The following is a 26,187-nucleotide window of genomic DNA, read 5'->3' as shown; positions in this document are numbered from 1 at the left end:
CCCGGCCCGCGCATGCCATCGTCCGATGGGACTACAAGCGTGCGTGCAGCGATGTGGCCGGCGCACCGGGTTCATGCGCGCCCAGGCGGACGTCCGAAAGCGTGTGGTTGGTCCAGCCCTTGAAGGCGCGGCGGAAATTGCTGACGCTGCTGTAACCGAGCAGGTAACCGATTTCCTTCGGGGTCAGGGCGGTGTGTTGCAGGTACTGGATCGCGAGATCCTTGCGCGTGTCGTCGAGGATCTTCTGGTAGCTGAGGTCCTCGCTGACGAGCCGCCGCCGCAGCGTGCGCGAGCCGATGTTCAGATGGCCGGCCATTTCTTCCAGCGTCGGGAATTCGCCGGGGTTATTGACGAGGTAGTTGCGGATCAGGTCGGACAGTTGCGCGTCGCTGTTGCGTTTCGATGCGAGCATTTCGCAGTGGCGCGCGCACAGCTTGAACACTTCCTCGTTCGCGAGGCTGATCGGGTCCTGCAGGCGGTTGATGTCGAACACGACGATGTTGCGCGCCTGGTTGAAGTAGATCGGGCAGTTGAAGCGCCGGATGTAGGGCGACACATCGGGCGGTTGCGGGTAGGTGACGTGCAGTTCGAGGATCGGGAAGGGCTTGTTCGTCATCGTCGCGGCGAGTTCGATGGTCTGGCTGACGAATTCCTCCACTGCGAAGCGCATCACGTCGCCGAGCCGGTAGACGTCCTGGATCTCCGAGAACCAGCGTCCGTGTTTGATGTAATTGGTGGAGGCGAAGATGTGTTCGTTGAGTCCGCGGTAACGGTCGTAGAGTTCGCGGGATTCCTTCAGCGTCGACGCGCTCAGTGCCGCGTAGCCGAGGATGCCGAGATCGCTGATCTTGAATTCTGCGCCCAGCGTGATGCCGAGGAAGGGATCGCGCGTCAGCTCGATCATGTTGAGGATGATCTTGCGGTACTGCAGCGGATGGGGACGCGACTGGCTGTCGTCCAGGCTTTCGGCGCGCAGTCCCGTTCCGGCGAGCACCTGCTCGGCGCCGAAGCCCCGGCTGGCCATGCGGGCAAGATAGAAATTCAGTTTGCCTGTCGGCTTCAGATCTTTCATTGCCGTCCTCGTCCGTAGTCCGTAAGCATCGAACCCCGTGCTACTCGGTGAAAGCGCGCGACCGATCACGATCTGTTGCTACGGTGCAAGGATCGTCGCCGAACGGAGGGACAGGGCGCATCGTCCGATCGAATTAAAACCCGTGCTTCGCCATGGTTGTCGCCCGCCCCGAAACCGTAATTCAAAGGAATGATGCGGGTTTGCGTGTCGGGTGCGAGAGTCGGGCTCGATGATGCGATACACGGACGGAGGTCGGGCATGAATGAACTGCAGCGGATCATTCAGGCGTTCGCGCGGCTTCGCGCACGCGGCGAATCGGCGGCGCTCGCAACGGTGGTTGCCGTCGGGGGTTCGACGTACCGGCGGCCGGGTGCGCGAATGCTCGTCAGCGGCGACGGCGAGGCGGTCGGTTCGATCAGTGGCGGCTGCCTGGAACGCGACGTTTTCCGGCAGGCGGCGCGGGTGCTGCACAGTGGCGAGCCGGTGGTCGCGGTCTACGATTCGACCGATGACGATATCGCTGAGGGTTATTCGCTCGGTTGCAAGGGCATTGTTGTCGTGCTGGTCGAACCGCTATCACCGGAGGCTGCGGGGCCGATCGATTTTCTCGCCGATTGCTTGAACCGGCGTCGGACCGGCGTGCTCGCGACGGTGTTTGCGGTGAGCGGTGACCCCGGTGCGCGGGTCGGTGCACGGCTGATGCTGACAGAAGGCCAGCCTATCGACTCAAATGGAATCGGCGCAACTTCGCTGTGTGCGCAACTCGTCGACGAAGCCCGACGCGTGCTGTCGGCTGGACGCCCGCTGCAGTCGGTGATTGATACGCCGGGTGGGCGTGTCGAGGTGTTTTTCGAGCTGGTAAAGCCGTCGCTGTCGCTGGCGGTCTTCGGCGCGGGACACGATGCCGTGCCGCTGGTGCAGTTCGCGAAGGCACTGGGATGGCATGTCGGCGTGGTTTCACGCAACGCCGGGCACGCGATGCACAGGCGCTTCGCCGCCGCGGACCAGGTGCTGATGTCGGATGCCGGACCAGCGCTGGACAGTTTGCCGGACGAGGGGGGCATTATCGCGGTGACGATGAGCCACAACTATTTCGAGGATCTGCGCGCGCTGCGCGCGTTGCTGCCGCGACGGCCGCGCTATGTCGCGATCCTCGGGCCGAAGCGGCGCACCGCGCGACTGCTCGACGAACTCGAAGCCGAAGGCTTCGCGGTGCGCGGCGATGCGGCGTCATGGCTGTATGGCCCGGCCGGGCTGGACATCGGCGCCGACACGCCAGAGGAAATCGCGCTCGCGATCGTCGCCGAGATCCGGGCGGCCGTTGCCGGACGCAGCGGCGGATTTGCGAAGCACCGCCACGGGCCGTTGCACGAGCCCTGCGGCAGCGCGAAGCCGGTAATCGTCGCCGGCTTGCCGCACGGCGAGATCCTGTGCGGCTTGACGCCCGCCTGAGATTAAAAACACGGGCTTCGTCCTTCCCGCGCAGGGGGAAACCCCGTTGTCAAAACTGGGCTCCCGCTTGCGCGGGAAGGACGATATTCTTCAGCCGCGTCAGGCGCGGCCGAGCATGCGGCGGAAGAAGCCGGCGATGCGCTCGAAGATGACCTTGAATACCACCGCGACGATATTGATCGAGTCTTCCTTCTGCGGCACCGGGCGAGGTTCGGAACCTGATGCGGCGGCCGTTTCGCCGGCTGCGGCGGGCGGCGCATCGCGCGGGACTTCGAGCAGCGCCCGCACGTTATTCACGTATTTCTTGATGATCTGCGCCGACACGCCTTCAATCATGCCGCGGCCGACCTGGACGATACGCCCGGTGAGATCGACGCTCGACTCGCAGCTGACTTCGGTGCTGCGGCTGTCCGGTGAGGCGGCGAGGCGAGTGATGATCGTGCCGCTGACCGTGCCTCCACCGCGTTCGTTGCCGGAGGCGAGCATTTTCACCGTGTGACTGGCCTTGTCCTTGTCGAGATAGGTGATCGTCCCCTGGTATTGCGCGCTGACGGCGCCGATCTTGAGTTTCACCGAGCCGATGAAGCTCTTGTCGTCAACGATCTGGTTCAGCGACGCGCCGGGCATGCAGGCGACGACGTTTTCCGGATTGAGCAGGAATTCCCACACCGCATCGATGGGGGCCGCCACCTGGAAGTTTTCCTGGATTTGCAGTGCCATGTTTCTTCCTTGTTCCGGGTTATTCAGTTCATGCAGGTTTCTTGCGCGCAGCGGGGCGCGGGCGTTGCGACAACGTCTTCGTACAGCGTCGTGCGGCGCCACAGCGGGCGGCCGATGCTAGTGGCAATGCCGTTCATGCCTGCCGCGTCCATTTCCTGGCCGTTAGCGCCGCCGGCCGCGCGCGTGATCGATTCGTACATCAGCGTGCCGCCAAGATCGTTGGCGCCGGCCTGCAGGCACAGCGCGGCGCCGGCGGGCCCCATTTTGACCCACGAGGTCTGGATGTTCGGGATCAGCGGGTGCAGCGCGAGCCGGCCGATCGCGTGCATCAGCAGCGCTTCGCGCAACGTCGGACCCGAGCGGCTGCGGCCCTTGTGCCACAGCGGCGATTCCATATGCACGAAGGGCAGCGGCACGAATTCGGTGATGCCGCCGGTTTGCTGCTGCAGCGCGCGCAGCCGCAGCAGGTGGCGTGCCCAGTGATGCGGCGTGTCGACGTGGCCGAACATGATCGTCGAGGTCGTGCGCACGCCCGCCTCGTGTGCGGTGCGCACGATGTCGAGCCATTCTTCGGTGTTGAGCTTGTCCGGGCACAGCAGCGCGCGCACCTCGTCGTCGAGCACTTCGGCAGCGGTGCCGGGCAGGGTGCCGAGACCGGCCGCGCGCAGGCGGCGCAGGAAATCGCCGGCGGACAGGCCCAGCGTCGTTGCACCGTGGCGGATTTCCAGCGGCGAGAACGCGTGGATGTGCATGTCCGGCACCGCATGCTTTACCGCGGCGACGATGTCGAGGTACGACTCGCCGGTGTAGTCCGGGTGGATGCCGCCCTGCAGGCACACTTCGGTGGCGCCGCGTGCGTGGGCCTCAAGGGCGCGCTGCGCCACGGCGTCCGGGTCGAGCCGGTAGGCCGGTCCGCGCAGTGATTCGGCGCTGCGGCCCTTGGCGAATGCGCAGAAACCGCAACGATGCAGGCAGATGTTGGTGTAATTGATGTTGCAGTTCGTCACCCAGGACACCGCGTCGCCGACGGTCGCCGCGCGCAGGCGGTCGGCGGCGGCGACGACAGCGTCGAAATCCGCGCCGCGTGCGGTGAACAGCGTCGCGATGGCGTCTTCGCCGAGCGTGTGGCCGGCGCACGCCTGATCGATCAGGCGCGCGATGCCGGCATCGGGCCGGCCGTTCGGCGTTGCCCCGCGGACGAGCGCGAGCGGAGGCGGCGGCGTCCCGGCGCCGGCGTGCCAGTCGTCGTTACGGGCAAAGCCTTGTGCGTCGGTGTGGCGCAGCACCGCCTTGCACATCGCCAGATCCGTCCAGCGGCCAGCGTGTTGTGCGAAGTTCGGCACCAGCGCGAGGCGTTCGACGAGATGCCGGCCGGCGGCTTCGGTTTCGCTGCGCAGCGTGGCAATGTGCGGCCAGCAGGCTTCCGGGTTGACGTGGTCCGGGGTAACCGGCGACACCCCGCCCCAGTCGTTGATACCGGCGCGGATCAGCGGCGCGAGCTCGCTGGGGCGCAGGTTCGGTGGCGCCTGGATCGACATCGATGGTCCGAAGATCAGCCTGGCGATAGCGATCGTCCACTGGTGTTCGGCGAGGTCCGGTTCCGATGCGGCGGCCATCGCGGTGCCCGGCTTCGCGCGGAAATTCTGGATGATGATTTCCTGCAGGTGGCCGTGTATGTCGTTGAGTTCGCGCAGCGCGAGCAGGGCTTGGACACGTTCCAGCCGCGTTTCGCCGATGCCGATCAGAATGCCGCTGGTCAGTGCGACCGACTGCTCGCCGGCATGGCGGATCGTCGCGAGCCGGACTTCGGGGTGCTTGTCCGGGCATTTCCAGTGCGGGCCGCCGCGCTCGCACAGCCTCGCTGACGCGGATTCGAGCATGATGCCCATCGAGGCGGAGACCGGCCGCAGCAGGGCGAGATCCGCAGGCGACATGTTGCCCGGATTGATATGCGGCAGCAGGCCGGTTTCTTCAAAGATCCGGCGCGCGATCGCCGCCACATACTCGATCGTCGTGGTGAAGCCGAGCGTGGCGAGCGCGTCGCGGGCCATGGCGTGGCGCAGTTCGGGTTTCTCGCCGAGCGTCAGCAGTGCCTCGCGGCAACCGGCTTCGGCGCCGGCCCTCGCGATCGCCAGCACTTCGTCGGGCGTCAGGAAGGCGCTTTCCATTTGATTCGGCGATTCGGCAAATGTGCAGTAGCCGCAAGCATTGCGGCATAGGCGCGTGAGCGGGATGAAGACCTTGCGCGACCAACTGACCACGCGACCGTGGCCGGTGAGCGTCAACGCTTCGGCGGTTTCAAGCAGCGGGCCCGGATCGCGCTCAGCCGCCAGTATGCCGGCTTGCGTGGCGGTGAGCCTCAGTCCCGCGCGTGCATCAGCGAGTATTCGGGTTGCACTGGTTGCCATATCGGGACGCTCCGGGAATTGATCGGGAAGTCTTGCGTGCGCATTTGCGTGCTGACTTGTGGGCTCATTTTTGCACCCTCGCGCAGGTCGACGAGCAGGTCGCCCAGCAGGTCAAGGTCGGGCGCTTCGTCGACATCGAACGCGAGACCGGGCAGGTCGACCACCGTCGGTCGGAGGCCGCAGCGCGCGGCCTCCGCCTGATGGCTGGCGAAACTGTGCGTGCCGAAGCGGAATTCGAAACCGCTGTCGGGCTGCAGGTAGATCGCGTTGGTGCCCTGGCGGCGCCGGTCCGGCGCGAGCGCGAGGCCGGTGCTGCGGCCGAGTGTGATGATCCGGTCGATTTCGACCCGGTTCACCAGCGGCAGATCGCCGTGCAGCACCAGCAGTTCGGTTGCACCAAATGCGGCGAGGCTCTGTGCCGCATCCGCGATCGAGCCGTTGAGGCCTGCGCCGCGGTCGGGCAGCAGCGTGGCCTTGCCCGCCAGAGCGCGGCATTCGGGCGTGACGATCGCGATACCCTCGACGAGGCGTGATGCGGTAAGCGCGGCCAGCACACGGTCGAGCATCTTGCGGATCAGCCGCTGGCGTTCGGCCGGCGACAGCGCGCCGGCCAGGCGTCCCTTGCCGAGCGACAGGGTCTTGATCGGGATCAGCGCCCAGCAACTCATACCGTCGCTCCTTCGCGCAGCGTCGCGGCGAAGGCGAGCGCGGCGAGCGCTTGCGGGGCCGGTCGTGCATGCTCGGCACTGTCGAAGTGCAATGCGCTAACTGCCGGCCGGCACTGCAGGCGCACAAAGTAGTCCTGGAAGTCGAGCAGGCCGTCAGCGGTCGCGACGCGGGTATGCACCGGGTCGTCGCTCATCGGCAAGATCTGCGCCGGAATGCCGAGACGGCGTGCGGTATCGGCGGTGATGCGGCTGAGCGTGTCGCCGTCCGCGAGGCGTCGCGTGCGTTCGACGTGCATCGCGAGATCGCCGTCGCCGAGGCGGAACCAGGTTTCGCCGCCCAGCGCTTCGAGCGCGCGCATGAAATTCCAGGTCTCGTCGCGCCGGCCCCAGCCGGTTTCCGGATTGGCGAGGCCGGCGAGCGTGTACAGCGCGGTGTCGACGTCGGGCGAAACGTGCAGGCCGAGATGGCGGAAGTCGTCGCCGGTGTTGACGATGACGGTGAGTGTGTCGGGCGGCAGCACGCGCATCAGGCCGTCGGCGAGCTTGGCACCGCCGACGCCGCCGGAAAGTGCCGCGATCGGGGGGCTCATTGGAACAGGTCCTCGGCGAACGGGCGGATCAGCGCCTGGGCGTTTGCCAGCGGTGCGTCATGTTGGGCGCCGCGCACCAGCACCGCCGGCGTGCCTTCGGCGCCTTCGCCCATCACCAGCGCGGCGCCGGCCGTTAGTGCATCGGCGAACGCGACCTGGGTGATTTCGAGTTTGCGCCCGTAGAGATCGGTCTCGCCACGGCGGTCGATCAGCGAGGGCACCCCAGCCGTACCGAGCGCGACATTGACGACGCCCGTGCGCCACGGCCGGCCGAAACTGTCGCTGACGATTACGCCGGGGGCGATGCCGGTCAATGTATGCAGCCCGGTGCGCAGCCGCTCCGCCGAGACATCCGGGTCCAGCGGCAACAGCAGCACGCGCTCCTCGCCATCGGCGCTCGCGACATTCGAGCGATCGATGCCGGCGTTGGCCATCACGTAGCCGAGGCGGTGGCGCACGATCAGCACGTTCGGCACCGCGCGCAGCACCACGGTCGATTCGGACAACACCAGTTCGACGACGCGCGCGTCCTTGCCGGTGATCTGTGAGAGTTCCCGCGCGCGGGCGGAAGGCACGACTTCACGCAGGTCGGCGAAGCGGTCTTCGGCCTTGGAGACGATTTTCTGCGCGACGACGAGTACGTCGCCCTCATTCACGGCCAGGCCAGCGGCCTCGATGGCGTTCGCGATGATCGGCGCGAGATCGTCGCCCGCGGCTATCGCCGGGATTCCCGTAATGGCTGTGAAGGAGAGCGGCGCGGCCATGTCGCTAGTCCGCGATTGCGTTGAGTTCGCCGGTGATGCGGATGCCGGCACCGTCGACCGCGTAGTTGCGGTTCATGAAGATCAGGATCGAGGTCAGCGCCTCGGCCGCGGCTGAGTTCGCCAGCGCACCGGCATGCAGGCCGCGCAGACCGGCGGCGTCGGCCAATGCGACGACTTCGGCGCGTGCAGCCTTGTCGTCGCCGAACACCAGCACGTCGCATTCGACGAGCTCGTCGGTCGCGAGCTTGTGCGCGGCGACGTTGTGGAAGGCCGACACGACGCGCACGTCGGCTCCGAGCAGCGCCTGCGCACGCGCCGCAGCGCAGCCTTCGGCCGGCAGCTGCACGCGCATCACCTTCGGCGGCACCAGCGGTACCGTGGTGTCGACAACGATCTTGCCGGCGACGACGGGGCGGATCTCGTCGAGCACCGCTGCCTGCGACGCGAAGGGAACGGTCACGACGACGATGTCAGCCCGTTCCGCGGCAGCCTTGTTTGTGCCGGACGCGATGCTCCGCCCCTGTTCGGCGCCGAGCGCGTCGGCCGCGACGCGGGCCTTGTCCGCATCGCGCGACCCGATGACGATCCCGTAGCCGGCCTTCGCCCAGCGCCGCGCCAGCGCCGCGCCGAGATGGCCGGTGCCACCGACGACACCAATCACTTTCCCTGCCTCTATCGTCATGCTCTTTGCCCCTGTTCGATGTGGGGCAAAAGCTATCAGCGCCGATCCGGCCGCACATCGTTCTTTTGTACTATCGGTGCCGCGGGGAGGGGTGCATTTCTGGCCACGGGCTGCCTGGCAGGTTGGGCAGGGGCGGTCTTAGTCCCATTGGATGATGTGAGGCAGTTGCCCGGTTGTCAGAATGGGCCTGACCAAAATCCCACGGGGAATCACGGGACTGCCAATGGAAAACGTGCTGCTGCTTTCCGATGAGCAACTCGCGCTGCAGGACACTGCCGCCGCGTTTCTCGCCGAGTTCGCCAATGCCCGCAAGCCGCGGGAGGACGACGCCGCGCTGTGGCGCCGCATCGCCGAGCTGGGCTGGGCTGCGGTCCAGGTGCCCGAGGCGTTCGACGGGCTCGGCATGGGCGCGGTGGAACTCGCGTTGCTGATGGAAGAAATGGGGCGCCGGCTGATCCGCTCGCCGTTCTTCGCCAGCGTCGTGCTTGCGCAGACCGCGCTGATCGAAGCCGCCGACGCGTCGGCGCAGGCGCGCTGGTTGCCGTCGCTCGCAAGCGGCGAGGCGACCGCGACGCTGATCCTTGCGCCCGGCCTCGTGTGGGCGCCGGACACGCTGACCGTCGACTGCCGGCGCGATGGCGACGGCTGGCGGATGACGGGCGAGGCCGCGCAGGTGCTCGACGATGGTTCCGCCGCGATGGCTTTCGTCGCCGCGAGGCTGGAGGGCGGGGGTGTTGGCCTGTTCCACGTACCGGCTGATGTCGTAGGACTCGAACGTACGCCGCTCGACGTCTGGGATCTGACCCGACCGCAAGCCGCATGGACGTTCCGCGATGTCCGCCTGCCCGACGACGCACGCATCGACGTGCCCGGGGCGATCGATGCAGGAATGACTCGCACGGTTGCGCTCGCGGCGCTGCAACTCGCGGCCGAGCAGGTCGGCGGCGCGGCCGCGTGCCTCGAAATGACCGTCGCGTATACAAAGGAGCGCGTGCAGTTCGGCAAACCGGTCGCGAGTTTCCAGGCGATCAAGCACCGCTGCGCCGAAATGATGGTGCGCATCGAAACGGCGCGTTCGGCGGTGCGCGGCGTCGCCGCAACCGTCGCCAGCCTGCAGGACGCCGATGCGCTGGCGCGCGAAGTCGCCGTCGCTCGTGTACTCGCCGCCGAGGCCTACCGCTTCTGCGCGCAGGAGGCAGTGCAACTGCACGGCGGCGTCGGCTTCACCTGGGAATACGACCCCCAATTACATTTCAAACGCGCGCAATGGGGCAGCCAGTGGTTTGGTGCCGCGAGCCACTGGCGTGAGCGCGTCGCCACCCATCTTCTGGATTTCGCCTGAAATGAAACAACCCCCACGCTCACTGTGTTCGCTGCCCCCGAGGGGGCGCAGGCCCCCCTTGGGACGGCCCGGCGGGAGACCATGGATTCGATGACCGAAACGCATTTTCGCGCGGAAGTGGCCGGCTGGCTCGCGCGCGAGCTGAAGGGCGAGTTCGCCTGCCTGCGCCACCGTGGCGGCCCCGGTGATGAGGAAGCCTTTCCCGCGCTGCGCAAGGCCTGGGAACGCAAACTTGCCGACGGTGGCTGGGTCGGCCTCTCCTGGCCGCAGGAACACGGCGGGCGCGGACTGCCGCTGGATCTGCAACTCGCCTTCCACGAAGAATACGTGCGCGCCGGCGGTCCCGGTCGCATGGGCCACATCGGCGAAACTCTGCTCGCGCCGACGCTGATATCACTGGGCACGCCGGAGCAGCAACGCCGCTTCCTGCCCGGTATTCGCGAGGGGCGCGAGTTCTGGTGCCAAGGCTATTCGGAACCGGGGGCAGGCTCCGACCTCGCGGCGATCACGACGCGCTGCTGGCAGGACGGCGACGTGTGGCGCGCGCAGGGGCAAAAAGTGTGGACCTCGCTCGCGCACGAATCCGACTGGATTTTCGTCATCGCGCGCAGCACGCCGGGCTCGGTCGGGCGCGACGGCCTGACTTTCCTGCTGATGCCGCTGGACCAGCCGGGTGTCGAGATCCAGCCCATCCGCCAGATGACGGGCGAATCGGAATTCAACGCAGTGTTCTTCGACGGCGCTGAGACCGACGCCGGCTGCGTCGTTGGCAAGCCGGGTGAGGGCTGGCGCGTGGCAATGGCGCTGCTCGGTTTCGAGCGGGGTGCCTCGACGCTGGGCCAGCAGATGCATTTCGTGCATGAGATGCAACTTGTCGTCGATGCGGCGCTGGCGACTGGCGCCTTCCGCGACGCGGCGATCCGCGAACGTATCGCCGACGCATGGATCGGCCTGCGCGCGCTGCGCCACAACGCGCTGCGCATGCTCGCCGGCGACATCGGCAGCGTGCGGCCCGAATCGCTGATCTACAAGTACGCCTGGTCGAACTGGCACCGTGACCTCGGCCAGCTCGCGATGGACGTGCTCGGCACCGGCGCCGACGTGTGCTCCGACGACGACGCGGTGCGGCGTCTGCAGCAAGTGTTCTTTTTCTCGCGCGCCGACACGATCTACGCGGGCACCAACGAAATCCAGCTCAACATCATCGCCGAGCGCGCGCTGGCGATGCCGCGCTGACGCATCGCAAACAGGGGACTTTCATGCGCTTCGTTCTGCAACTCGGCTTCAGCAACTTCCGCAACTATCCGGCGATCGCACAGGCGGCGGAGGCGGCCGGCTGGACTTGGCTGTCGATGCCCGACAGCCTGTTTTTTCCGCAGCTCACCGAATCGGATTACCCGTATGCCGAGACCAGCGCGATCCGGCAATACCTTGAACATTCGGCCTTCATCGAGCCCTTCGTCGCGATGTCGACGATGGCCGCGCTGACCAGCCGCATCAAGTTCTACCCCGGCGTGCTCAAGGTGCCGGTGCGCCAGCCATTGATCCTCGCCAAGCTGCTGACCTCGCTCGCGGTGATGTCGAACGGCCGTGTCGCGCTCGGCGCCGGCCTGAGCCCGTGGAAGGAGGACTTCCTCTACAACGGCGTCGATTTCGACAAGCGCGGCGAGCTGATGGACGAATGCATCGCGATCCTCCGCGGCGTGATGGGCGAGGAGTTCTTCGAGCACCATGGCAAGCATTATGATTTCGGTCCGCTGCGCATGCGCCCGGTGCCGGAGCAGCCGGTGCCGATTTTCATCGGCGGCCACAGCAAGCCGGCGCTGCGGCGTGCTGCGCGGGTCGGCGACGGTTGGGTATCCGCGAATACCGACGTGCCGACGCTGAAGGGCCTGATCGCCGAACTCAATGGCTATCGCGCCGAATTCGGCACGAGGGATCGCGACTTCGAGATCCACGGCATCGACTTTAGCGCGCACAAGATCGACGACTTCCATCGTCTCGCCGAAGTCGGTGTCACACACGCGGGCGTCGTGCCGTGGGACATCAAGGGCGACCCGGCCAACCTGACAGCGCAACTCGACGCGATCCGCCGCTTCGGCGACGAGGTCATCGCAAAGATGAGTTGAGCGATGGGCTCCGGCGACGTCCCGGTGCTGAACCTCGACCGGTTGCGCGAGCTGATGTTCGCCTCGGCCGGTGGGACAGCCGCGTCGCCGTTCGACACGCATCCGTATCTCGTCGTGCAAGCCGTCAGCGGCGATCAGGCGGACGCGGACAAACTCGCCGCCTGGCTGCGCACCCAGCCCTGTCCGGTGATCGGCATCGCCGGTGAAGGGAGCGATCCGGCGGTGCTCACAGCCTGTGATCTCGTGCTCGACAGTTTTGCCGAGCTCGACGCCATCGCCGCGAACATCAGGCGCGCACCGCTCGCCGCGATGACGCTGGTACAAGTGCTGCGGGTCACCGCCGGCATGCCGCTCGCGCAGGCGCTGGTCGTCGAATCCCTCGCGTACTCAACGCTGCAGGGCGGGCCCGAGTTTGCCGCATGGTCGCGCGCTAACCCGCCGGCCCCGCACGGAGTCGCCGCCGAGGACGGCCCGCCGGTGCTGATCGCGCGCGCTGGCGAGCACTTGGACATCAGACTTAACCGCCCGCGCAACCGCAATCCGATGTCAGTCGAGATGCGTGACGCGCTCGTCGAAGCCCTGCAACTCGTCGTCGCCGACGAAACGATCCGCGGCGCGAGAGTTTCCGGCGTCGGCGCCTGTTTCAGCTCCGGCGGCGAACTACGCGAATTCGGCACCGCGCCCGACCCGGCAAGTGCGCACGCGGTACGCAGCCTGCGTTTGCCGGCCGCGGTGCTGATTCGTTGCGCAGACCGCGTGGCGTTCCATCTGCATAGCGCCTGTATCGGCGCCGGCATCGAACTGCCGGCCTTTGCCGTGCGGATCACGGCGGCGCGCAACGCGTTCCTCCAGTTGCCTGAAATCCGCTTTGGCCTGATCCCCGGCGCCGGTGGCTGCGTCAGTCTGCCGCAGCGCATCGGCCGACAACGCACGGCGTATCTCGCGCTGTCGGCGCGCCGAATCAATGCGGCGACTGCGCTTGAATGGGGGCTTGTCGATGAGATCGTCGATTAACGCTGCCAGATCAGCCTGCCATCCTTGATCGTCACATCGACGCGCACCGTGGCAAGTTCCTCGTAAGCCTGTTTCCAGTTCCGGTCCAGCAGGCACAGGTCGGCTGCGGCACCGGCCGTGATGCGGCGCGACACCCCGCCGGGAGCCAGCGGATCGGTCGAAAACAGCGCCAGGGCCTCGTCCGGCGACAGTGCCTCGTCGGGCCCCAGCGCGCGACCGCCGCACGTGCGGCGATTCACGGCGGCAGCCATCGCGGCCCACGGATTCGCGTCGCCATACGGCGCGTCGGTGCCGGCGCCCAGCGCGATGCCCGCATCGATGAAAGCGCGCCCGCGGTAGAGCCAGGGCCGGTCTTCTCCGGCGACTTCGGCGAGATACGCGTCGCCGCGCTCAAAAACGAAGTTCGGTTGCGTGACGACGGTCAAGCCCTGCGCGGCGAGCAGCTCGAGCGCGTCCGGCGGGGCGACCGACGCATGCTCGATGCGGTCGCCGGCATGGATACCGCAATGCTGCAGCGCCGCCGTTGCGAACACCAGCTCCGCGAGCGTGACGCAATGGATCGCCACCGCCCGGCCCGCTTGCCGGCTGCGCTGGATTTCATTGCAGAAGGCGTCGAAGGCAGGCAGGGTGGATTCGCGCAGATAAAGCTTTGTCGGGCCGCGCCGGATGCCAGCGACGTCCGGCGCCGTATCGAGTTCCGGCCCGCCCATCATCAGCACGTCCTGCGACAGCTTTCCGCGTTCGCGTTCACCGACGAAGTGGTGGAATTCGCGCAGGCCGTTGCGCAGGCCGGCGTCGGTGAGGCCGGTCACGCCGAAGCGCGCGAGTTTGGCGCTGGCGCGGGCGAGCGACGGCATGTCGCCGGTCAGCCGCACCCGTAGCCATTCGTCGCTGTCATACAATCTTCCCGTCATTCGGCCGGCGATGCGTTCCAGCGGATCGTGGTCGCTCGCTTCCGTCACGCCGAGCTTGCGCAAACCGCAGGAATTGAAGATCCACATCCGCCCGCTGCGGTGCTGGATTCTGAGCGGCAGGTCCGGCGCTATGCGGTCGAGCCAGTCGCGGTCGATGTCGCCGGCGGCCGATTCGTGATAGCCGATGCCGCGCAGCCAGCCGCCATCGCCCGGAGACATGCGGCGACGCTCCGCGTCCCGCAGCGCTTGTGCGAGCGCCGCCGCGGAATCGACCTGTGGCGGCCCGCAGGGGACCGATTCGAGTGCCGCGGTGTACGCCATCAGATGAAAATGGTGGTCGTGCAGGCCGACAGATAGCGCACGGCCTCCGGCGTCGAGCACTGCTGCGCCGGGCAGCGGGGCGAGGCGTGCGCCGACTTCCGCGATCCTTGAGCCGGCGATCCGCACATCGGCTCGCGCACCCGACGGAAGTTCGGCGTCGCGGATCAGCATCGGTGGCCGAGTCTGGCGAATACCGTTTCGGTGTCGGCGCCGGAAGGCCGGGCCTTGGCGCGCGCGCGCACCTTTGGCGGGGCGAGCTTGGCGGCGCCGCTTTCCAGTGCGAGCCGGTGCCAGCGGTCGTGACGATCGCACAGCGCGTCGGCCGAATCCGGCAGTGCGAAGCGGACGCAATGTTTCAGGACCTCGTCGAGCGACAGCGCAAGGAGCCGGCCGCCGCCGCTGCGGTAACTGCTCCACGCGGCCAGCGCCGCATGCAGGCCGGTCAGCGGATCGCCGATCGCATCGCCGCAGATCAGCCGCTCGCCGGTCACGTCGCGCATCAGGGCGGACAGGCCCGCGCCGACGCCGGCATCGTCGCCGAATGCGATCCAGCCCGCCTGGGGTTCCTCGCGGCCGTGGCCGGTGATGCTGATCCACGTGAGTCCGGGCCGTGTGCGCATGATGTTCTCGGCGTCGATGCCCATCTGGCGCAGCGCGCGCGGCCGCGACGCCTCGATGACGATATCGGCGCGTTCGATCAGGCAGCGCAGGCGCTCGCGCCCGCGAATGCTCGTGAAGTCGAGGCGGACGCTTGCTTTGCCGGCATTCAGCAGATCGTAGAACGCCGCCGGTCCCGAGCGTGCGCCATCGAGCCGGCGTTCCGATTCGACCTTGACAACGCGCGCGCCGAGCCGGTGCAGCAACTGTCCGCACAGCGGTCCGGCCCACAGTGACGAGAGATCGACGACGAGCGGCACGTCCCCGCGAAGGTGACGGGGGCGGGGAGGGCGCGGCGTGCCGGTCGCGGTGATGTGATACCAGGGGGCCGCGCTGTGCTCCGGCGGGTTCGCCGCGGCGACCGCGAGGCCGAGCAGGCGCGCGCGTTCCAGCAGCGCCGCACTCGGTGCGCCGGCGACCCGTTCTTCGACGAGCGCCCAGTCCGCTTGCCGCTCCGTTTCCAGCCAGGCCGGCACTGAGCGCCAGTCGTCGTCGCGCGCGAGATTGACTGCGAGCAGGCGGTCGGCAGTGGGCAGCAGGCGGCAGCTGCCACCGGGAGAAATCGCGCCGTTGCGCCGCAGACCGGCGATATTCGCGCGCACGCCGAGCAGCCGCGAGCCGCTTCCCGCACCGGCAGCGATGCCGTCACCGATCCCCGCGAGCGCGGTGACGACGCCGTCGGCGCAGGACGCCAGCGGCAGCGGACACATCTGCGGTGCACCGTCACGCTGGCCGGTCAGCGCCATCAGGCCGCTGCGGCACCACGCGAGTGCCGGATGCTCGTCGGGCATGCCGTGGCGCCGCGGTGAAGCGTCTGCGCCGAGTGAGGCGAGCAACACCCGCGCGTAATCGCTGGCGACGCCGCGGCCGTCGAGTCCAACGCGGAAACCGGCGAGCGGGGCTGCGGAGGCGGCGGCCATCACCGGATCAGCCATGCCGCGCGGCCGGCACCGCTGCGCAACAGCGGTCCGGGGCGGCGTTCATGATGCACGCACCGCGCTGCGGAAATCGTCCTTCAGCACGCGCCGCAGCACCTTGCCCATCTCGTTGTAGGGCAGTTCCGCGCGAAAATGGATCGACGTCGGCACGCGCGACGAGCGCAGCCGCTGCTTCACCCAGTCCTGCAGTTCGGACACCGAGGCGCGCGCCTGATCGCGCAGCACGACGACTGCCGCGACCGATTCGCCCCATTGCTCGTCGGCGACTGCGACCACCGCGACGTCGGACACCGCCGGATGCTCGCGCAACACGTCCTCGATCTCGCCCGGCGAGATGTTCTCTCCGCCGCGCACGATCACGTCATCGGCGCGGCCGTCGAGGTACAGGAAGCCGAAGCGGTCCAGATAGCCGCGGTCGCGCGTCGGGAACCAGCCCTCGGCATCGAGCAGGCTGCCGACGCCGAGATATTCGCCGGATACCTGCCCGCCGCGCACATACACGTCGCCGACCTCGTTTGCCGCCACTGGCTTGCCATCGGTGCCGCGGATTTCGATCTCGACGGTGCCGAGCGGCTTGCCAACGGAGTTGAGTCGCTTGCGGATGTCCGGATCGGTGCTGTCGAAGGCCGTGCGATGGTCATCCGGGTCGAGCAGGCAGATTGTCGAGCTGGTCTCAGTGAGCCCGTAGGCATTGGTAAAATCGACGCCGGGCCAGATCTTCATCGTCTTCTCGATCACCTGCGGCGGCATCTTGCCGCCTCCATAGGCGATTGCCTTCAGCACTGGCAATGCACCGGATTCGCCCGATTCGGCGAGGTGTTCGATGACGCGCGACAACATGGTCGGCACGACAAAGGCGTTGCTCACGGACTCGTCGCGGCACAGCTTCAGCCACGCCGCGCCGTCGAAGTTCGGCAGCTGCACCATGCGCCGGCAGGCGTAGGTTGAGCTGAGCACGGCCGAAATGCCGGCGATATGGTACGGCGGTACCGACACCAGCGTGGCGTCCGACTCCTCCGCGCCGGCGAAGTCGACGGTGCCGAGGATGTAGCTCATCAGGTTCTCGTGCCGCAGCACCGCAGCCTTCGGCGCGCCAGTCGTGCCGCTGGTAAATAGCTGCACCGCGACAGCCGACGGCGTGCCCGGCGCCTCCGTCATCTGGGCGTCGCCGCTGCGCACCTGCGCAAGGAAATCCTCGCGCGCCGCCACGCGGATGCCGACTGGAAGCGACAGCGGCTCGACGTAGCACGGGTCGGTGATCAGGAAGGCCGGCGCGATGCGCGCGAGCAGTTCTTCGAGTTCCGGTTTCGTCAGCCGGTAATTCATCGGCACGTAGGGCACACCGGCATACGCGGCAGCGAAGATCGCGACCGGGGCAGCACAGCTGTTGATGTCCAGCAGACCGACGTAGCGACACCCGCTGTCGCGAATCAGGTTGCCGGCCGTGCGCGCTGCGTGCAGCAATTCCGCATAGCTCAGGCGCTGCGTGCCGGAAGTTACCGCGATGCGGTCCGGATGGCATTCAGCCGCCATCTCCAGGGCCATGACGATATTCATGGTGTCAGTCCGAAGAGGGCAGGGCCTTGGCCTGCTTCACCGCCAGCACCTGGCCGTCGAGCGACAGGCTGCCTTTGCCGCCCTTGGTGCACAGCAGCTCGGTCGTGTCCTGCTCATCGACGTAGCGTTTGCCGACCAGCGTTCCCTGCGCGAACGCAGGGTCAGGCTGGCCGGCCGATTTCCCGCCATCCATCGCAATCATTTCAATGCCGCCGCAGCACAACAGCATTTCGGCAGGGCGAGTTCGGATCACCATGACTTCGGTATCGCAGATGGCGCTTTTGAGGCGCGTTCCGGCTTTCAGGGTTTTCATCGATGCTCCTTTGGGTTTTACCCGTGCGCCAATTCCCCTGGTTAATCTCGCAGGAATTGCCGTAATCGGATTCTCGCCGCGGCGCGATTCCGGCTTGCCAATGAAAACCGCCGCAGCGCGTTGAATGTTGTCCGATTCTGGTCGATCGAAATTGGCTAAACAATCGGCTGGCCTGAATTGCGCCCGCAATGGCCCGATCAGAAACGCAAGTGCGAAACCCGGCCCGGAGCATCTCGCCTATCGTGCTCACGAAGGCCGATTCAGCTCTGCGGATCAACGTATCCGAGCGCAATTCGGCGTCCGTCGAAACCGTGCCGGATATCCGATCCGGACCCATTGGTGACCGCCCATCATGAATAAAACCGTTCCGCCGCTTGCCAGCCTGCGCGTCGTCGAGAGCTCGATTCTCGGACCGGCCGCCATCACCACCGCGCTCGCCGATCTCGGCGCGGAAGTCATCAAGGTCGAAACGCCGGCGGGGGATTACATCCGCGAGATGACCTGGCCGATCATCGAGGGCGTCTCGCTGATGCATTACCACCTGAACCGCGGCAAGAAGAGCATCGCACTCGACCTCAAAACCGAGGCTGCGCGGCGTATCTACCGCGACCTCGTGCGCGACGCCGACGTTGTCATCGAGGCATCGAAACCCGGCGCGCTGGCGAAGTACGGCCTTGGCTACGAAGACTTGCGCAAGATCAATCCGAAGATTGTGTTCTGCACCGTGTCCGGCTACGGCATGACCGGGCCGTACAAGGACATGCCTTCGCACGGCATCGCCTACGACACCTGGTCCGGCGCGGTGAAGCCAGCCTGCGACGAGGAGGGTTTCAGCTATATCCCCGAGCACGTCGGCATCGGCATCAACGCCGCGCCGCTGTTCGGCGGCCTCGCGGTGCTCGCCGGCGTGATCCGCGCGCGCGAAACCGGCGAGGGCTGCTTCATGGACCTTGCGCAGAGCGACGCCGCGGCGGCCTTCGACTGGTACCGCAGCGAAAGCTACATGGCCTACGCACGGCCGGAAGACGTCGTGACCGGGAACAAGTCCGACAACCACGTCCGTCGCCCGGTCGCCACCGCCGGAATGAAGGAAGGCGTGCGCTACCAGCTGTACGAATCCGCCGACGGACATGTGCTTTTCATGGCGTCCGAACAGGCTTTCTGGAAGAACTTCTGCTTCGGGGTCGGGCGCATGGACCTGTTCGACAAGTGGCCTGGCTCGAAATACGCCGACCACGCCCGCGGCAATCGCGAATTGCACGCGATCTTGCGCGACATTTTCAGGACGCGCACGACGAAGGAATGGCTCGCGTTCGGCGTCGAGGCCAATACACCGATCGCGCCGGTCAATACCGCGCAGAACATCGTCGATGATCCGCAGTTCCAGGCGCGCTTCAACGTGCTGCCGCATGAAAAACACGGTGCTGACATGCTCGGCTTTCCGGTGCGTTTCGTCGGCGAGGAAGCGATTGCGCCGTCGAAGGCCCCGACCGTCGGCGAGCATCATGCGGAGGTGCTGCGCGACATCCTGCATTACGACCCGGCACTTGTCGAAGCGCTGCGGCAGGAAGGGGCCTTCGGCTGATGCGGCCCTCACTCCCTCCACGACTTGTCAGTTACTGATACCGGGCCGGCCGTTTTCGATACCAATCCAGCCTGGCGGAATAAACGCCGGTCAATAAAATCAGAATCGAAACCTGCGCTTTCATTGGTCGCGCAGTGCCGATTCCTCAAGGAGCCACGATGAGCAGTCCATTGCACACCCAATTATGTGAAAAGCTCGGCATCGAATATCCGGTCGTCGCCTTCACCCATTGCAAAGACGTCGCCGTCGCCGTCATCAACGCCGGCGGCTTTGCGGTCATGGGCGAGGCGCTGCACACGCCCGACCAGATCGCCGCCGATATCAAATGGATTCGCGAGCGTGTTGACGGCAAGCCCTTCGGCATCGATCTGGTACTGCCCTCGTCGGTGCCAGCGGAAAAGACCGTCGACGAACTGCTCGCGATGATTCCGCCGGAGCAGCGCGAGTTCGAGCAGATGATCAAGCGCAAGTACGACGTGCCCGATCCCAAGATTGCGCCGGACATCCACCACTGGGGCGGGCTCGACCAGAAGCGCGCAATGGCCCAACTCGAAGTCATCTTCGATGAACGCGTGCCGGTGTTCGCATCCGGCCTCGGCTCGCCTGCCTTCCTGCTCAAGCGCGCGCACGAACTCGGCATGCAGGTATGGGGTCTTGTCGGCAAACCGCGCCAGGCCAAGAAACAACTCGACGCCGGCACCGACGTGATCATTGCCCAAGGCTACGATGCAGCCGGTCACACCGGCAACATCGGCACCTTCTCGATCGTGCCGCAGGTCGTCGACGCGGCGCGCGGCACGGGTGTGCCGGTGATCGCCGCTGGCGGCGTGACCACAGGACGTCATCTCGCCGCCGCGCTGGCGCTTGGGGCCGACGGTGTGTGGACCGGCTCGCTGTGGCTTGCGTCGCGCGAGTCCGACGTCAACCTGCCCCTCAAGGAGCGCCTGATCGAAGCCGAGACCGACGACACGGTCTATTCGAACTGCATCTCCGGTTACACCATGCGAACCACCCGTTGCCCGTGGCACAACGAATGGCTCGGTGAGCAGGCGCCCGAGGTGCTGAAGCCGCCGCTGCAGATGATCCTGTCTTCTAACTACATCCAGGGCTCGCTGGATTACCAGCGCAAGGACTTGATGACCGAAGCTGCCGGGCAGGGCATCCACTACGTTACCGAAATGAAGCCCGCCCGCCAGATCCTGTCCGACATCGTCGAGGAGGCCCTTGATGTCTTCGACCGCTTTGCAGCCGAGTGAACCGGCACCGGTCGACCCCGGCTTCCGTGCCGGTTTCGATCCTGCCATGCGCCGCCGGCTCGCCGAGTGCGACGGCGGCAGCCACGTCGCCGGCACCAAGTTCGCCGGCCGGCAGGAATTCACCGGCACGCTCACCGGCGCCTATCGCGACTTCGGCCCCTGGCCGTGGCGCTGGTACCTGATGGCCGATCTTATCCGCAAGCCGGAAGGCTTTCTGCATGAAGCGGTGTGGTGCGACGCCGACAGCCTGACACTGATCGGCCCGGGTAAACCTGCCGATTCCTGAAATTTCCTCTCCTGGAGTGATTCGCCATGCGTATTGTGGTGTGTGTGAAGGAAGTACTCGATCCGGCTGCGGTCAATAATTACGCGCTCGCCGGCAACCTCAAGATCGCTGCCGACGGCCGCACGCCGGACGTCGCGGCGATCCCGCGCCTGATCAACGGCTACGACGAACAGGCGATGGAAGCTGCGATGCGCATCCGTGACCAGGGTGTCAACTGCACGATCACCGCCGTCTCGATCGGCTCCGATCAGAAAACCCTGCTCAAGCACTGCGCCGCCCTCGGCGCCGACGAAATCGTCGCCATCGACCCCGGCAGCGCCGCGATCGACGGGCAGGTTGTCGCCAACATCCTCGGCGCGTACGTGAAGAGCATCGGCGGTGCTGACCTCATCCTGTGTGGCCGTCAAGCCTCTGACGACGATCAGGGCGTCGTGCCGCTGCTGCTCGCGGAAAAACTCGGCCTCGCTGCTGTCACGCTCGCCCGCGCGGTTGAAGTCGAAGGCCACAGCGTGAAGGTGGTACGCGCCACCGCGGATGGCGACGAAGTGGTGCAGGGCAGCCTGCCTGCAGTCGTCACCGTCAGCAACGAACTCGGCACTCCGCGCTTCCCGACCGCGAAAGCCAAGATGGCGGCGCGCAAGATGGCGCCGGTCGAACTCACCGCCGCATCGCTCGGCCTCACCGCACAGGGCCTCCAACCCGTCGTCGTGCTGCTGAAGCAGTTCGTACCCCAAGTGCAGGGCAACTGCGAATTTTTCAGCGGTGCCCCGGCCGACGTTGCGCGTCAGTTGATCGAGAGGATACGGGCAGCCTGACGTGCCCAAGCTGGCTGCTGCCCGATGGCGTTAGCAGGAAATGCCCTCGGGCAGCCGTAAGGATTTCATTACTGATCCGCACGGAGCCGGGAAGCCAGCATCCCGTTTCACCCCAGCGGAATCACCCCGCTCAGCAGCATCCGCAACAATTCGGTCTGGCGCGTCACGCCGGTTTTGGCGAAGATCGCGCGCAATTGACAGCGTGCGGTGTTGCGGCTGATCGACAGCTCTTCGGCGGCTTCGTCGACGGTCAGGCCGTCGAGCAGTTTCAGCGTCAGCGTCGATTCGGCCGGGGTCAGGCCGTAGAGGCGCTTCATCAGCGACTGCGAGGCTTGCACCCTCGATTCGGAATCGCGGATGACGACGACTGCAGCGGGCCGCGTTGCGGATTCCGACCACTCAGCGAGCGGGGCGGTACGGACGAGGATGCCGAGGTTGCCGTGTCCGGACGAGCGGGTGATCGACATCGCGGATACGACGCCGGGTCCGCTGTTGCGGTGTCCGGCGATCGCCTGGTTGATGAGCCGGTGCAGTTCGCGGTTTTCGCTGCCGTACGAGGCCTGCAGCGTGCCGTGGACGAGGCTGACGCCATTCTTGTCGGCCAGAATCTCATCGGCGGCGTGGTTGGTTTTCAGCACCCGGCCTTTCTTGTCGAGGATCACCGCGCCGATCGACAGCCGTTCCAGCGTGCCGGCATAGACGCTGCGCTCGGCTTCGACGACGTCCTGGCGCGAGCGCAGACCTACTGCGCATTTGAGGTGCGCGAGCAGCAGCGAACAGATCGTGCGCTCGCGCTCGCCGAACGGTGTCGAGCCAAGCGGGCGGCTGACGCGCAGGCGGCAGATCGGGTCCTCGCTGCCGCCAAGGTCGGCGCCCATGTAGTAGCGGATGTTCAGCGGTTTGAGAAATTCCTGGTAGATCGCGCTTTTCAGCCAGTCCGCCTCGTTGATCATCTCGTCGACCATCGTCATGCGGTCGGCGGGCAAGTTGACGAAGGGGTCCATCGCGTAGAAGAAGGTTTCGTAGCTCGCGGCGATCGCCGGTTGGGCTTCGCCGGCAAAGACCACGCGCCATGGCAGGTCCGGGTCGGGTGGGCGCAGGATCAGCGATACGTAGTTCGCACCCAGGCGTCGCAGCAGCGATTCGAGCAGGCGCGTCCACGGGACCGGCTCCTCGATGCCTTCGTAGATCAGCCTGATCAGGGAGTCGAACTCGGGGACGCTGAGCCCGGATGATTCGAACATGCCGCTAAGGTCAATCTCCGGTGTCACTGTGCTTCTCCTCGCGAATTTCCGTTCGATTCGATGCGTGCGCTCAGGGCGTGACCTGCGACTGCATCGCGGCAAGGAAGTGTTCCGGGTACGGCGGCAGCAGGCCCCATTCGCGGCGCGGGTCGTGGGCCGGCGCCTTGAATACGGTGCGCACGTGGCTGAATTCGATGAAACCTTCGCGGCCGTGATAGTGGCCCATGCCGGATGCGCCGACCCCGCCGAAGGGCGCGTCCTGCATCGCGGCGTGATACATGGCCTCGTTGATCGTGACGCCGCCCGACAGCGTGTGTTCCAGCACCTGTTGCTGCTCGGTGGCGTCCTCGCCAAAGTAGTAGAGTGCGAGCGGCCGCGGGCGACTGTTGATGTCGGCGATGACGCCGTCGATGCTGTCGTAGGGCAGCACTACGACCGCCGGGCCGAAGATTTCCTCGTGCATGATGTGCGTGTCGCGCGGCGGATCGATGACGATGCGCAGCGGGCGGCGACGGTTATCCGGGTCGGCCGTTGAAGCGGCAGGGGAGGCTTCGACGCGCGTGCCGGCCGCCGCCGCTTCGTCTACGTAGGCTTCGACGCGTGCGAGATGGCGGGCATTCACAACCGCGACGACGTCAGGGTTGTCGGCGACCGTCGGAAAGAGTCCGGCGAAGGCGATTTTCAGGCTGCCGATGAATTCCTCGCTGCGCTCGCGCGGCACGTAGATCACGTCCGGGTTCACACATAGCTGCCCGCCGTTCGCGGCCTTGGCGGCGGCGATGCGGAACGCGGCGCTGGCGAAATCGGCGCTGCGGGCGATGATCGTCGGTGACTTGCCGCCCAGTTCGAGCGTCACCGGCACCAGGTTCTCGGCGGCATTGCGCATCACCATTTTGCCGACCGCGGTGCTGCCGGTGAATACGAGGTGATCGAAGGGCTGCGCGCTGAAGGCCTCCCCGATGTCCGGGCCGCCGGTGACGACGCCGACTTCGGTGGGATCGAACATCCCGGCAAAGGCTTCGGCGACGACGGCGGCGGTGCGTGGCGTGATCTCGGACGGTTTCAGGATCGCCCGGTTGCCGGCTGCGAGCACGTAGGCCAGCGGACTCAGCAGCGTGAATAGGGGTGCGTTCCAGGTGCCGATGATGCCGACCGAACCCTTCGGCTGATACATGACCCACGCTTGCGCGCCGAGCTGGTCGTAGGGCGCGAAGGGGTGGCGAGTTTCCGCCTGCATCCACTTTTCGAGGTGGTCGCGTGCGTGCTTCAGCGAGGCCAGCGAGCCGAGCACGTCGTTCATCAGCGAGAAGCCTTTCGGTCGTCCGCCAAAGTCCTCGTCCATCGCTGCGGCGAGCGGATCGTGGAACTTCACCAGCAGGTCGATCACGGTCTGGATGCGACGCCGGCGCTCGTCGGCACTGACTGCTCCCGCAGCGGTGAAGGCGGCTTTCTGCCGGTCCAGCAGTTCCGACAGGCGCGTAAAGTTGCTGGCTGAATCATTCATGATTTTCGGAATCCCAAAGGCTAGTGTTGAAGATGTTCGGCGGGCCGACGGCGCGAGGCAACAGCGACATTGGCGGCGATCGGAGCATTTTTGTCAGGCTGGATCATTCCCGCAGCGATCCTCATGCGAGCCGGAACCGCGCCGACAGCATGTCGAGCGTTTTGGCCAGCGCGTCCAGCCCGGCGGCCGATGCGGCGCAGTGGGCGGCGCTCGCTGACAGTTCCGAGGTTCCCTCGGAGACGCCGTCGACGCGGCGCGCGATTTCACGTGTCGCCGCAGCCTGCTCGTTCAGCACGCCGCCGATGTCGCCCACGGCGCGGATCACCCGCTCGGTGCCAGCACGGATACCAGCGACCGATTCGCCCGCCTTGCCGGCCAGCACAGCGCCGTCCTGAACGCGCGCGACTGCGGCTTCCATGCCCGAGAACGCCGCCCGGCTGCCGGCCTGGATGTTGCCAATCGTTGTCGTGATCTCGGTGGTCGCGTTCGACGTGCGCTCTGCGAGCTTTCTCACTTCATCCGCGACGACCGCGAAACCGCGCCCCTGGTCGCCAGCGCGGGCGGCCTCGATCGCCGCATTGAGCGCGAGCAGGTTGGTCTGTTCGGCAACCTCGCGTATGACGTGCACGATGCTGCCGATCTGTTTCGAGAAAGCCTCCGTCTCGCGCACTCGTTCCGCAGTGTGCATCACGATCTCCGCAACGCTTCTAAATTCTTCGGCGAGACTGTGGATATATGCCGCGCTCTCGCCGGAGTGCCCGGCGGCTTCGGCGGTGATGCGCAGCGACGCGCTGACGTGGGATTCCACCTGGTCGATTGAACGCGTGAGGCCGGCTGCGGCCGTCGACATGCCGCGCACTGCTTCGGCCTGTTCGCTCGCGACCGACGACGCGTTTGCTGCCACCGCATTAAGATCGTTGGCTTTGGCACCCAATTGTTCGACCTGCCTGCGCAGGTCGTCGACGAGTCGGTGGAGGTTGTCCCGCATCACGGACACCTCGGCAAGCAGTTGTCCCAATTCGTCACAGCCGAGAATCGGCACCGTTTGCGACAGATCGCCAGCCGCGATCGATTTTGTCGTGTTGGAAGCGACACGGAACGCGTTGCGCAGGCGCCGCAGCGTCGAGAATGCGGTCAGCGAACCGAGCAGTACGCCGATGACAGCGAGGGCGAGATAGACCGAGATCGTCATCCGGTAGCGGGTTTCTGCCGCACGGTAGTCCGCGGCGGTCGCTCGCGCCTGATGCGCATACAGCTCCTCGATCGCCCGGCTTGCGGCCTCGCCTGCAGACTCGCCGGCGGCGACGAACGAGGTCATGTAGCTCAGATGGAACCGCCCGATGCGCAGCGTCGCGGTTACCGCATCAAGTTCCTCGAGCCACACCCGGTAGCTTTCATCGAAAGCGGTAGCGAGCGTTCTTTCCTCAGCGTCGGCAATCCTGTTCGAATACTCGGCCCAAAGCCTGCCCGTTTCCGCCGTGTTGCGGTCGATCGCGTCGAGATAGTATTGCAGCGACTGACTGTGGGCCGACGCAAGACTGCCCTCCGGATCGAGCTGGAATGCGAGCAGGACCAGTCTGCGGTTCGCATGCAGCGTCTTCTGGATCACATCCAGGCGCTGCAGCGTCGCGAACCGCACCTCGTGCGTCGTGCGCAGGCTTTCGCGCGCCTCATACAGGCCGTGCCAGCCGAGACCTACCGCTGCAAAGAACAGGCTGGTGGCGAGAAGGGCCCATAGCCACAAGCGCTGTGCAATGGTAATCCGGTTAATCATGGTCGCGCGATTCCGATGGAGGGAACCAGGCGCACCCTAATCGCTTGCGCGAACCGCTACATCGTCCGATTAGACGACGGTCGCGGCACGGTGTCGCTGCCTCGCCTGCGAGACTGGAAGTTCTGCGGAGCAGGAAAAGCGTTAGTCCGTTGGGACGATGCCCGCGCTGCCCTGCGCTTCGA

At 66.3% G+C, this 26,187-nt stretch carries 23 protein-coding genes; 9 read left to right on the top strand and 14 right to left on the bottom strand.

The features are described from left to right. Nucleotides 1–31 precede the first annotated feature (31 nt). The gene (locus GO606_RS15045) at nucleotides 32–1,072 is read right to left on the bottom strand and encodes an AraC family transcriptional regulator (protein ID WP_169118476.1); all 1,041 of its coding nucleotides are present in this window, start codon (nucleotides 1,070–1,072) and stop codon (nucleotides 32–34) included. A 258-nt stretch (nucleotides 1,073–1,330) separates the two neighbouring features. Between GO606_RS15045 and GO606_RS15040 the strand changes: the two genes are divergently transcribed. Continuing rightward, nucleotides 1,331–2,524 carry an XdhC family protein gene (locus tag GO606_RS15040; protein ID WP_169118477.1) on the top strand — a complete coding sequence of 398 codons (1,194 nt, stop codon included), beginning with the start codon at nucleotides 1,331–1,333 and terminating at the stop codon, nucleotides 2,522–2,524. 99 nt (nucleotides 2,525–2,623) lie between these two features. Here GO606_RS15040 and GO606_RS15035 read toward each other — a convergent pair whose 3' ends face one another. Genes GO606_RS15035 through npdG form a run of 6 tightly spaced genes read right to left on the bottom strand, consistent with a single transcriptional unit; the run spans nucleotide 2,624 to nucleotide 8,356 of the window. Then, on the bottom strand, nucleotides 2,624–3,244 hold the full coding sequence (locus GO606_RS15035; RefSeq protein ID WP_169118478.1) for an SRPBCC family protein: 621 nt from the start codon (nucleotides 3,242–3,244) through the stop codon (nucleotides 2,624–2,626). A gap of 23 nt (nucleotides 3,245–3,267) precedes the next feature. After that, nucleotides 3,268–5,652 (bottom strand): 5-amino-6-(D-ribitylamino)uracil--L-tyrosine 4-hydroxyphenyl transferase CofH, encoded by a 2,385-nt coding sequence (cofH, locus tag GO606_RS15030; protein WP_169118479.1) that lies wholly within the window; start codon nucleotides 5,650–5,652, stop codon nucleotides 3,268–3,270. Continuing rightward, nucleotides 5,604–6,320: a 2-phospho-L-lactate guanylyltransferase gene (gene cofC, locus GO606_RS15025; protein WP_169118480.1), complete on the bottom strand. Its 717-nt coding sequence runs from the start codon at nucleotides 6,318–6,320 to the stop codon at nucleotides 5,604–5,606. Before cofC ends, cofH begins: the two co-directional genes overlap by 49 nt. Next, nucleotides 6,317–6,910: a 2-phospho-L-lactate transferase CofD family protein gene (locus tag GO606_RS15020; protein ID WP_169118481.1), complete on the bottom strand. Its 594-nt coding sequence runs from the start codon at nucleotides 6,908–6,910 to the stop codon at nucleotides 6,317–6,319. Before GO606_RS15020 ends, cofC begins: the two co-directional genes overlap by 4 nt. Further along, the gene (gene cofE / locus GO606_RS15015; protein ID WP_169118482.1) at nucleotides 6,907–7,674 is read right to left on the bottom strand and encodes a coenzyme F420-0:L-glutamate ligase; all 768 of its coding nucleotides are present in this window, start codon (nucleotides 7,672–7,674) and stop codon (nucleotides 6,907–6,909) included. Before cofE ends, GO606_RS15020 begins: the two co-directional genes overlap by 4 nt. Nucleotides 7,675–7,678: 4 nt before the next feature. Next, a complete protein-coding gene (npdG, locus tag GO606_RS15010; RefSeq protein WP_169118483.1) occupies nucleotides 7,679–8,356 on the bottom strand; it encodes an NADPH-dependent F420 reductase in 678 nt (225 codons plus the stop codon). Nucleotides 8,357–8,579: 223 nt separating this feature from the next. Between npdG and GO606_RS15005 the strand changes: the two genes are divergently transcribed. The 4 genes from GO606_RS15005 (at nucleotide 8,580) to GO606_RS14990 (ending at nucleotide 12,841) form a co-directional block, all read left to right on the top strand. Next, nucleotides 8,580–9,698 carry an acyl-CoA dehydrogenase family protein gene (locus GO606_RS15005; protein ID WP_169118484.1) on the top strand — a complete coding sequence of 373 codons (1,119 nt, stop codon included), beginning with the start codon at nucleotides 8,580–8,582 and terminating at the stop codon, nucleotides 9,696–9,698. A gap of 81 nt (nucleotides 9,699–9,779) precedes the next feature. After that, nucleotides 9,780–10,934, top strand: a complete 1,155-nt coding sequence (locus GO606_RS15000) for an acyl-CoA dehydrogenase family protein (protein ID WP_246979620.1) — start codon at nucleotides 9,780–9,782, stop codon at nucleotides 10,932–10,934. 23 nt (nucleotides 10,935–10,957) lie between these two features. Beyond that, nucleotides 10,958–11,827 carry a TIGR03619 family F420-dependent LLM class oxidoreductase gene (locus tag GO606_RS14995; RefSeq protein ID WP_169118485.1) on the top strand — a complete coding sequence of 290 codons (870 nt, stop codon included), beginning with the start codon at nucleotides 10,958–10,960 and terminating at the stop codon, nucleotides 11,825–11,827. Nucleotides 11,828–11,830: 3 nt separating this feature from the next. Continuing rightward, on the top strand, nucleotides 11,831–12,841 hold the full coding sequence (locus tag GO606_RS14990) for an enoyl-CoA hydratase/isomerase family protein (protein ID WP_169118486.1): 1,011 nt from the start codon (nucleotides 11,831–11,833) through the stop codon (nucleotides 12,839–12,841). Here the strand turns inward: GO606_RS14990 and GO606_RS14985 are convergent. Genes GO606_RS14985 through GO606_RS14970 form a run of 4 tightly spaced genes read right to left on the bottom strand, consistent with a single transcriptional unit; the run spans nucleotide 12,838 to nucleotide 17,730 of the window. Further along, complete coding sequence (locus GO606_RS14985; RefSeq protein WP_169118487.1) at nucleotides 12,838–14,247, bottom strand: amidohydrolase family protein; 1,410 nt, start codon at nucleotides 14,245–14,247, stop codon at nucleotides 12,838–12,840. The genes GO606_RS14990 and GO606_RS14985 overlap by 4 nt on opposite strands. Further along, a complete protein-coding gene (locus GO606_RS14980; protein WP_169118488.1) occupies nucleotides 14,241–15,668 on the bottom strand; it encodes a CoA transferase in 1,428 nt (475 codons plus the stop codon). The genes GO606_RS14985 and GO606_RS14980 overlap by 7 nt, the downstream gene beginning before the upstream one ends. Before the next feature lie 45 nt (nucleotides 15,669–15,713). Further along, a complete protein-coding gene (locus GO606_RS14975; RefSeq protein ID WP_169118489.1) occupies nucleotides 15,714–17,228 on the bottom strand; it encodes a class I adenylate-forming enzyme family protein in 1,515 nt (504 codons plus the stop codon). A 4-nt stretch (nucleotides 17,229–17,232) separates the two neighbouring features. Continuing rightward, nucleotides 17,233–17,730 carry a hypothetical protein gene (locus tag GO606_RS14970; RefSeq protein WP_246979619.1) on the bottom strand — a complete coding sequence of 166 codons (498 nt, stop codon included), beginning with the start codon at nucleotides 17,728–17,730 and terminating at the stop codon, nucleotides 17,233–17,235. A 163-nt stretch (nucleotides 17,731–17,893) separates the two neighbouring features. On the opposite strand from GO606_RS14970, the gene GO606_RS14965 reads away from it, so the two are divergent. The 4 genes from GO606_RS14965 (at nucleotide 17,894) to GO606_RS14950 (ending at nucleotide 21,483) form a co-directional block, all read left to right on the top strand. Continuing rightward, entirely contained in the window at nucleotides 17,894–19,126 is a 1,233-nt protein-coding gene (locus tag GO606_RS14965; RefSeq protein WP_169118490.1) for a CaiB/BaiF CoA transferase family protein, read from the top strand. 158 nt (nucleotides 19,127–19,284) lie between these two features. Further along, nucleotides 19,285–20,382 carry a nitronate monooxygenase gene (locus tag GO606_RS14960; protein ID WP_169118491.1) on the top strand — a complete coding sequence of 366 codons (1,098 nt, stop codon included), beginning with the start codon at nucleotides 19,285–19,287 and terminating at the stop codon, nucleotides 20,380–20,382. Next, nucleotides 20,354–20,668: a hypothetical protein gene (locus GO606_RS14955; RefSeq protein ID WP_169118492.1), complete on the top strand. Its 315-nt coding sequence runs from the start codon at nucleotides 20,354–20,356 to the stop codon at nucleotides 20,666–20,668. The genes GO606_RS14960 and GO606_RS14955 overlap by 29 nt, the downstream gene beginning before the upstream one ends. A gap of 26 nt (nucleotides 20,669–20,694) precedes the next feature. Continuing rightward, on the top strand, nucleotides 20,695–21,483 hold the full coding sequence (locus GO606_RS14950; protein WP_169118493.1) for an electron transfer flavoprotein subunit beta/FixA family protein: 789 nt from the start codon (nucleotides 20,695–20,697) through the stop codon (nucleotides 21,481–21,483). 107 nt (nucleotides 21,484–21,590) lie between these two features. Here the strand turns inward: GO606_RS14950 and GO606_RS14945 are convergent, their stop codons facing one another. From GO606_RS14945 to GO606_RS14935, 3 genes are all read right to left on the bottom strand, one after another. Continuing rightward, the gene (locus tag GO606_RS14945) at nucleotides 21,591–22,727 is read right to left on the bottom strand and encodes a helix-turn-helix transcriptional regulator (RefSeq protein ID WP_169118494.1); all 1,137 of its coding nucleotides are present in this window, start codon (nucleotides 22,725–22,727) and stop codon (nucleotides 21,591–21,593) included. A gap of 70 nt (nucleotides 22,728–22,797) precedes the next feature. Then, on the bottom strand, nucleotides 22,798–24,231 hold the full coding sequence (locus GO606_RS14940) for a coniferyl aldehyde dehydrogenase (protein WP_169118495.1): 1,434 nt from the start codon (nucleotides 24,229–24,231) through the stop codon (nucleotides 22,798–22,800). Nucleotides 24,232–24,352: 121 nt separating this feature from the next. Continuing rightward, entirely contained in the window at nucleotides 24,353–26,005 is a 1,653-nt protein-coding gene (locus GO606_RS14935; protein WP_211166623.1) for a methyl-accepting chemotaxis protein, read from the bottom strand. Nucleotides 26,006–26,187: the final 182 nt, after the last annotated feature.

It is taken from the genome of Aromatoleum anaerobium, from assembly GCF_012910705.2.
In the GTDB taxonomy this organism is placed as follows: domain Bacteria; phylum Pseudomonadota; class Gammaproteobacteria; order Burkholderiales; family Rhodocyclaceae; genus Aromatoleum; species Aromatoleum anaerobium.
Note: the sequence above shows the minus strand (reverse complement) of the source record. Positions and strands in the feature narration are given on the sequence as shown.

Excerpts from the sequence above, each read along its gene's own strand:
- GO606_RS15045 (WP_169118476.1), bottom strand. The coding sequence starts at position 1,072 with ATGAAAGATCTGAAGCCGACAGGCAAACTGAATTTCTATCTTGCCCGC.
- GO606_RS15040 (WP_169118477.1), top strand. The coding sequence starts at position 1,331 with ATGAATGAACTGCAGCGGATCATTCAGGCGTTCGCGCGGCTTCGCGCA.
- GO606_RS15035 (WP_169118478.1), bottom strand. The coding sequence starts at position 3,244 with ATGGCACTGCAAATCCAGGAAAACTTCCAGGTGGCGGCCCCCATCGAT.
- cofH (WP_169118479.1), bottom strand. The coding sequence starts at position 5,652 with ATGGCAACCAGTGCAACCCGAATACTCGCTGATGCACGCGCGGGACTG.
- cofC (WP_169118480.1), bottom strand. The coding sequence starts at position 6,320 with ATGAGTTGCTGGGCGCTGATCCCGATCAAGACCCTGTCGCTCGGCAAG.
- GO606_RS15020 (WP_169118481.1), bottom strand. The coding sequence starts at position 6,910 with ATGAGCCCCCCGATCGCGGCACTTTCCGGCGGCGTCGGCGGTGCCAAG.
- cofE (WP_169118482.1), bottom strand. The coding sequence starts at position 7,674 with ATGGCCGCGCCGCTCTCCTTCACAGCCATTACGGGAATCCCGGCGATA.
- npdG (WP_169118483.1), bottom strand. The coding sequence starts at position 8,356 with ATGACGATAGAGGCAGGGAAAGTGATTGGTGTCGTCGGTGGCACCGGC.
- GO606_RS15005 (WP_169118484.1), top strand. The coding sequence starts at position 8,580 with ATGGAAAACGTGCTGCTGCTTTCCGATGAGCAACTCGCGCTGCAGGAC.
- GO606_RS15000 (WP_246979620.1), top strand. The coding sequence starts at position 9,780 with ATGGATTCGATGACCGAAACGCATTTTCGCGCGGAAGTGGCCGGCTGG.
- GO606_RS14995 (WP_169118485.1), top strand. The coding sequence starts at position 10,958 with ATGCGCTTCGTTCTGCAACTCGGCTTCAGCAACTTCCGCAACTATCCG.
- GO606_RS14990 (WP_169118486.1), top strand. The coding sequence starts at position 11,831 with ATGGGCTCCGGCGACGTCCCGGTGCTGAACCTCGACCGGTTGCGCGAG.
- GO606_RS14985 (WP_169118487.1), bottom strand. The coding sequence starts at position 14,247 with ATGCTGATCCGCGACGCCGAACTTCCGTCGGGTGCGCGAGCCGATGTG.
- GO606_RS14980 (WP_169118488.1), bottom strand. The coding sequence starts at position 15,668 with ATGGCTGATCCGGTGATGGCCGCCGCCTCCGCAGCCCCGCTCGCCGGT.
- GO606_RS14975 (WP_169118489.1), bottom strand. The coding sequence starts at position 17,228 with ATGAATATCGTCATGGCCCTGGAGATGGCGGCTGAATGCCATCCGGAC.
- GO606_RS14965 (WP_169118490.1), top strand. The coding sequence starts at position 17,894 with ATGAATAAAACCGTTCCGCCGCTTGCCAGCCTGCGCGTCGTCGAGAGC.
- GO606_RS14960 (WP_169118491.1), top strand. The coding sequence starts at position 19,285 with ATGAGCAGTCCATTGCACACCCAATTATGTGAAAAGCTCGGCATCGAA.
- GO606_RS14955 (WP_169118492.1), top strand. The coding sequence starts at position 20,354 with ATGTCTTCGACCGCTTTGCAGCCGAGTGAACCGGCACCGGTCGACCCC.
- GO606_RS14950 (WP_169118493.1), top strand. The coding sequence starts at position 20,695 with ATGCGTATTGTGGTGTGTGTGAAGGAAGTACTCGATCCGGCTGCGGTC.
- GO606_RS14945 (WP_169118494.1), bottom strand. The coding sequence starts at position 22,727 with ATGTTCGAATCATCCGGGCTCAGCGTCCCCGAGTTCGACTCCCTGATC.
- GO606_RS14940 (WP_169118495.1), bottom strand. The coding sequence starts at position 24,231 with ATGAATGATTCAGCCAGCAACTTTACGCGCCTGTCGGAACTGCTGGAC.
- GO606_RS14935 (WP_211166623.1), bottom strand. The coding sequence starts at position 26,005 with ATGATTAACCGGATTACCATTGCACAGCGCTTGTGGCTATGGGCCCTT.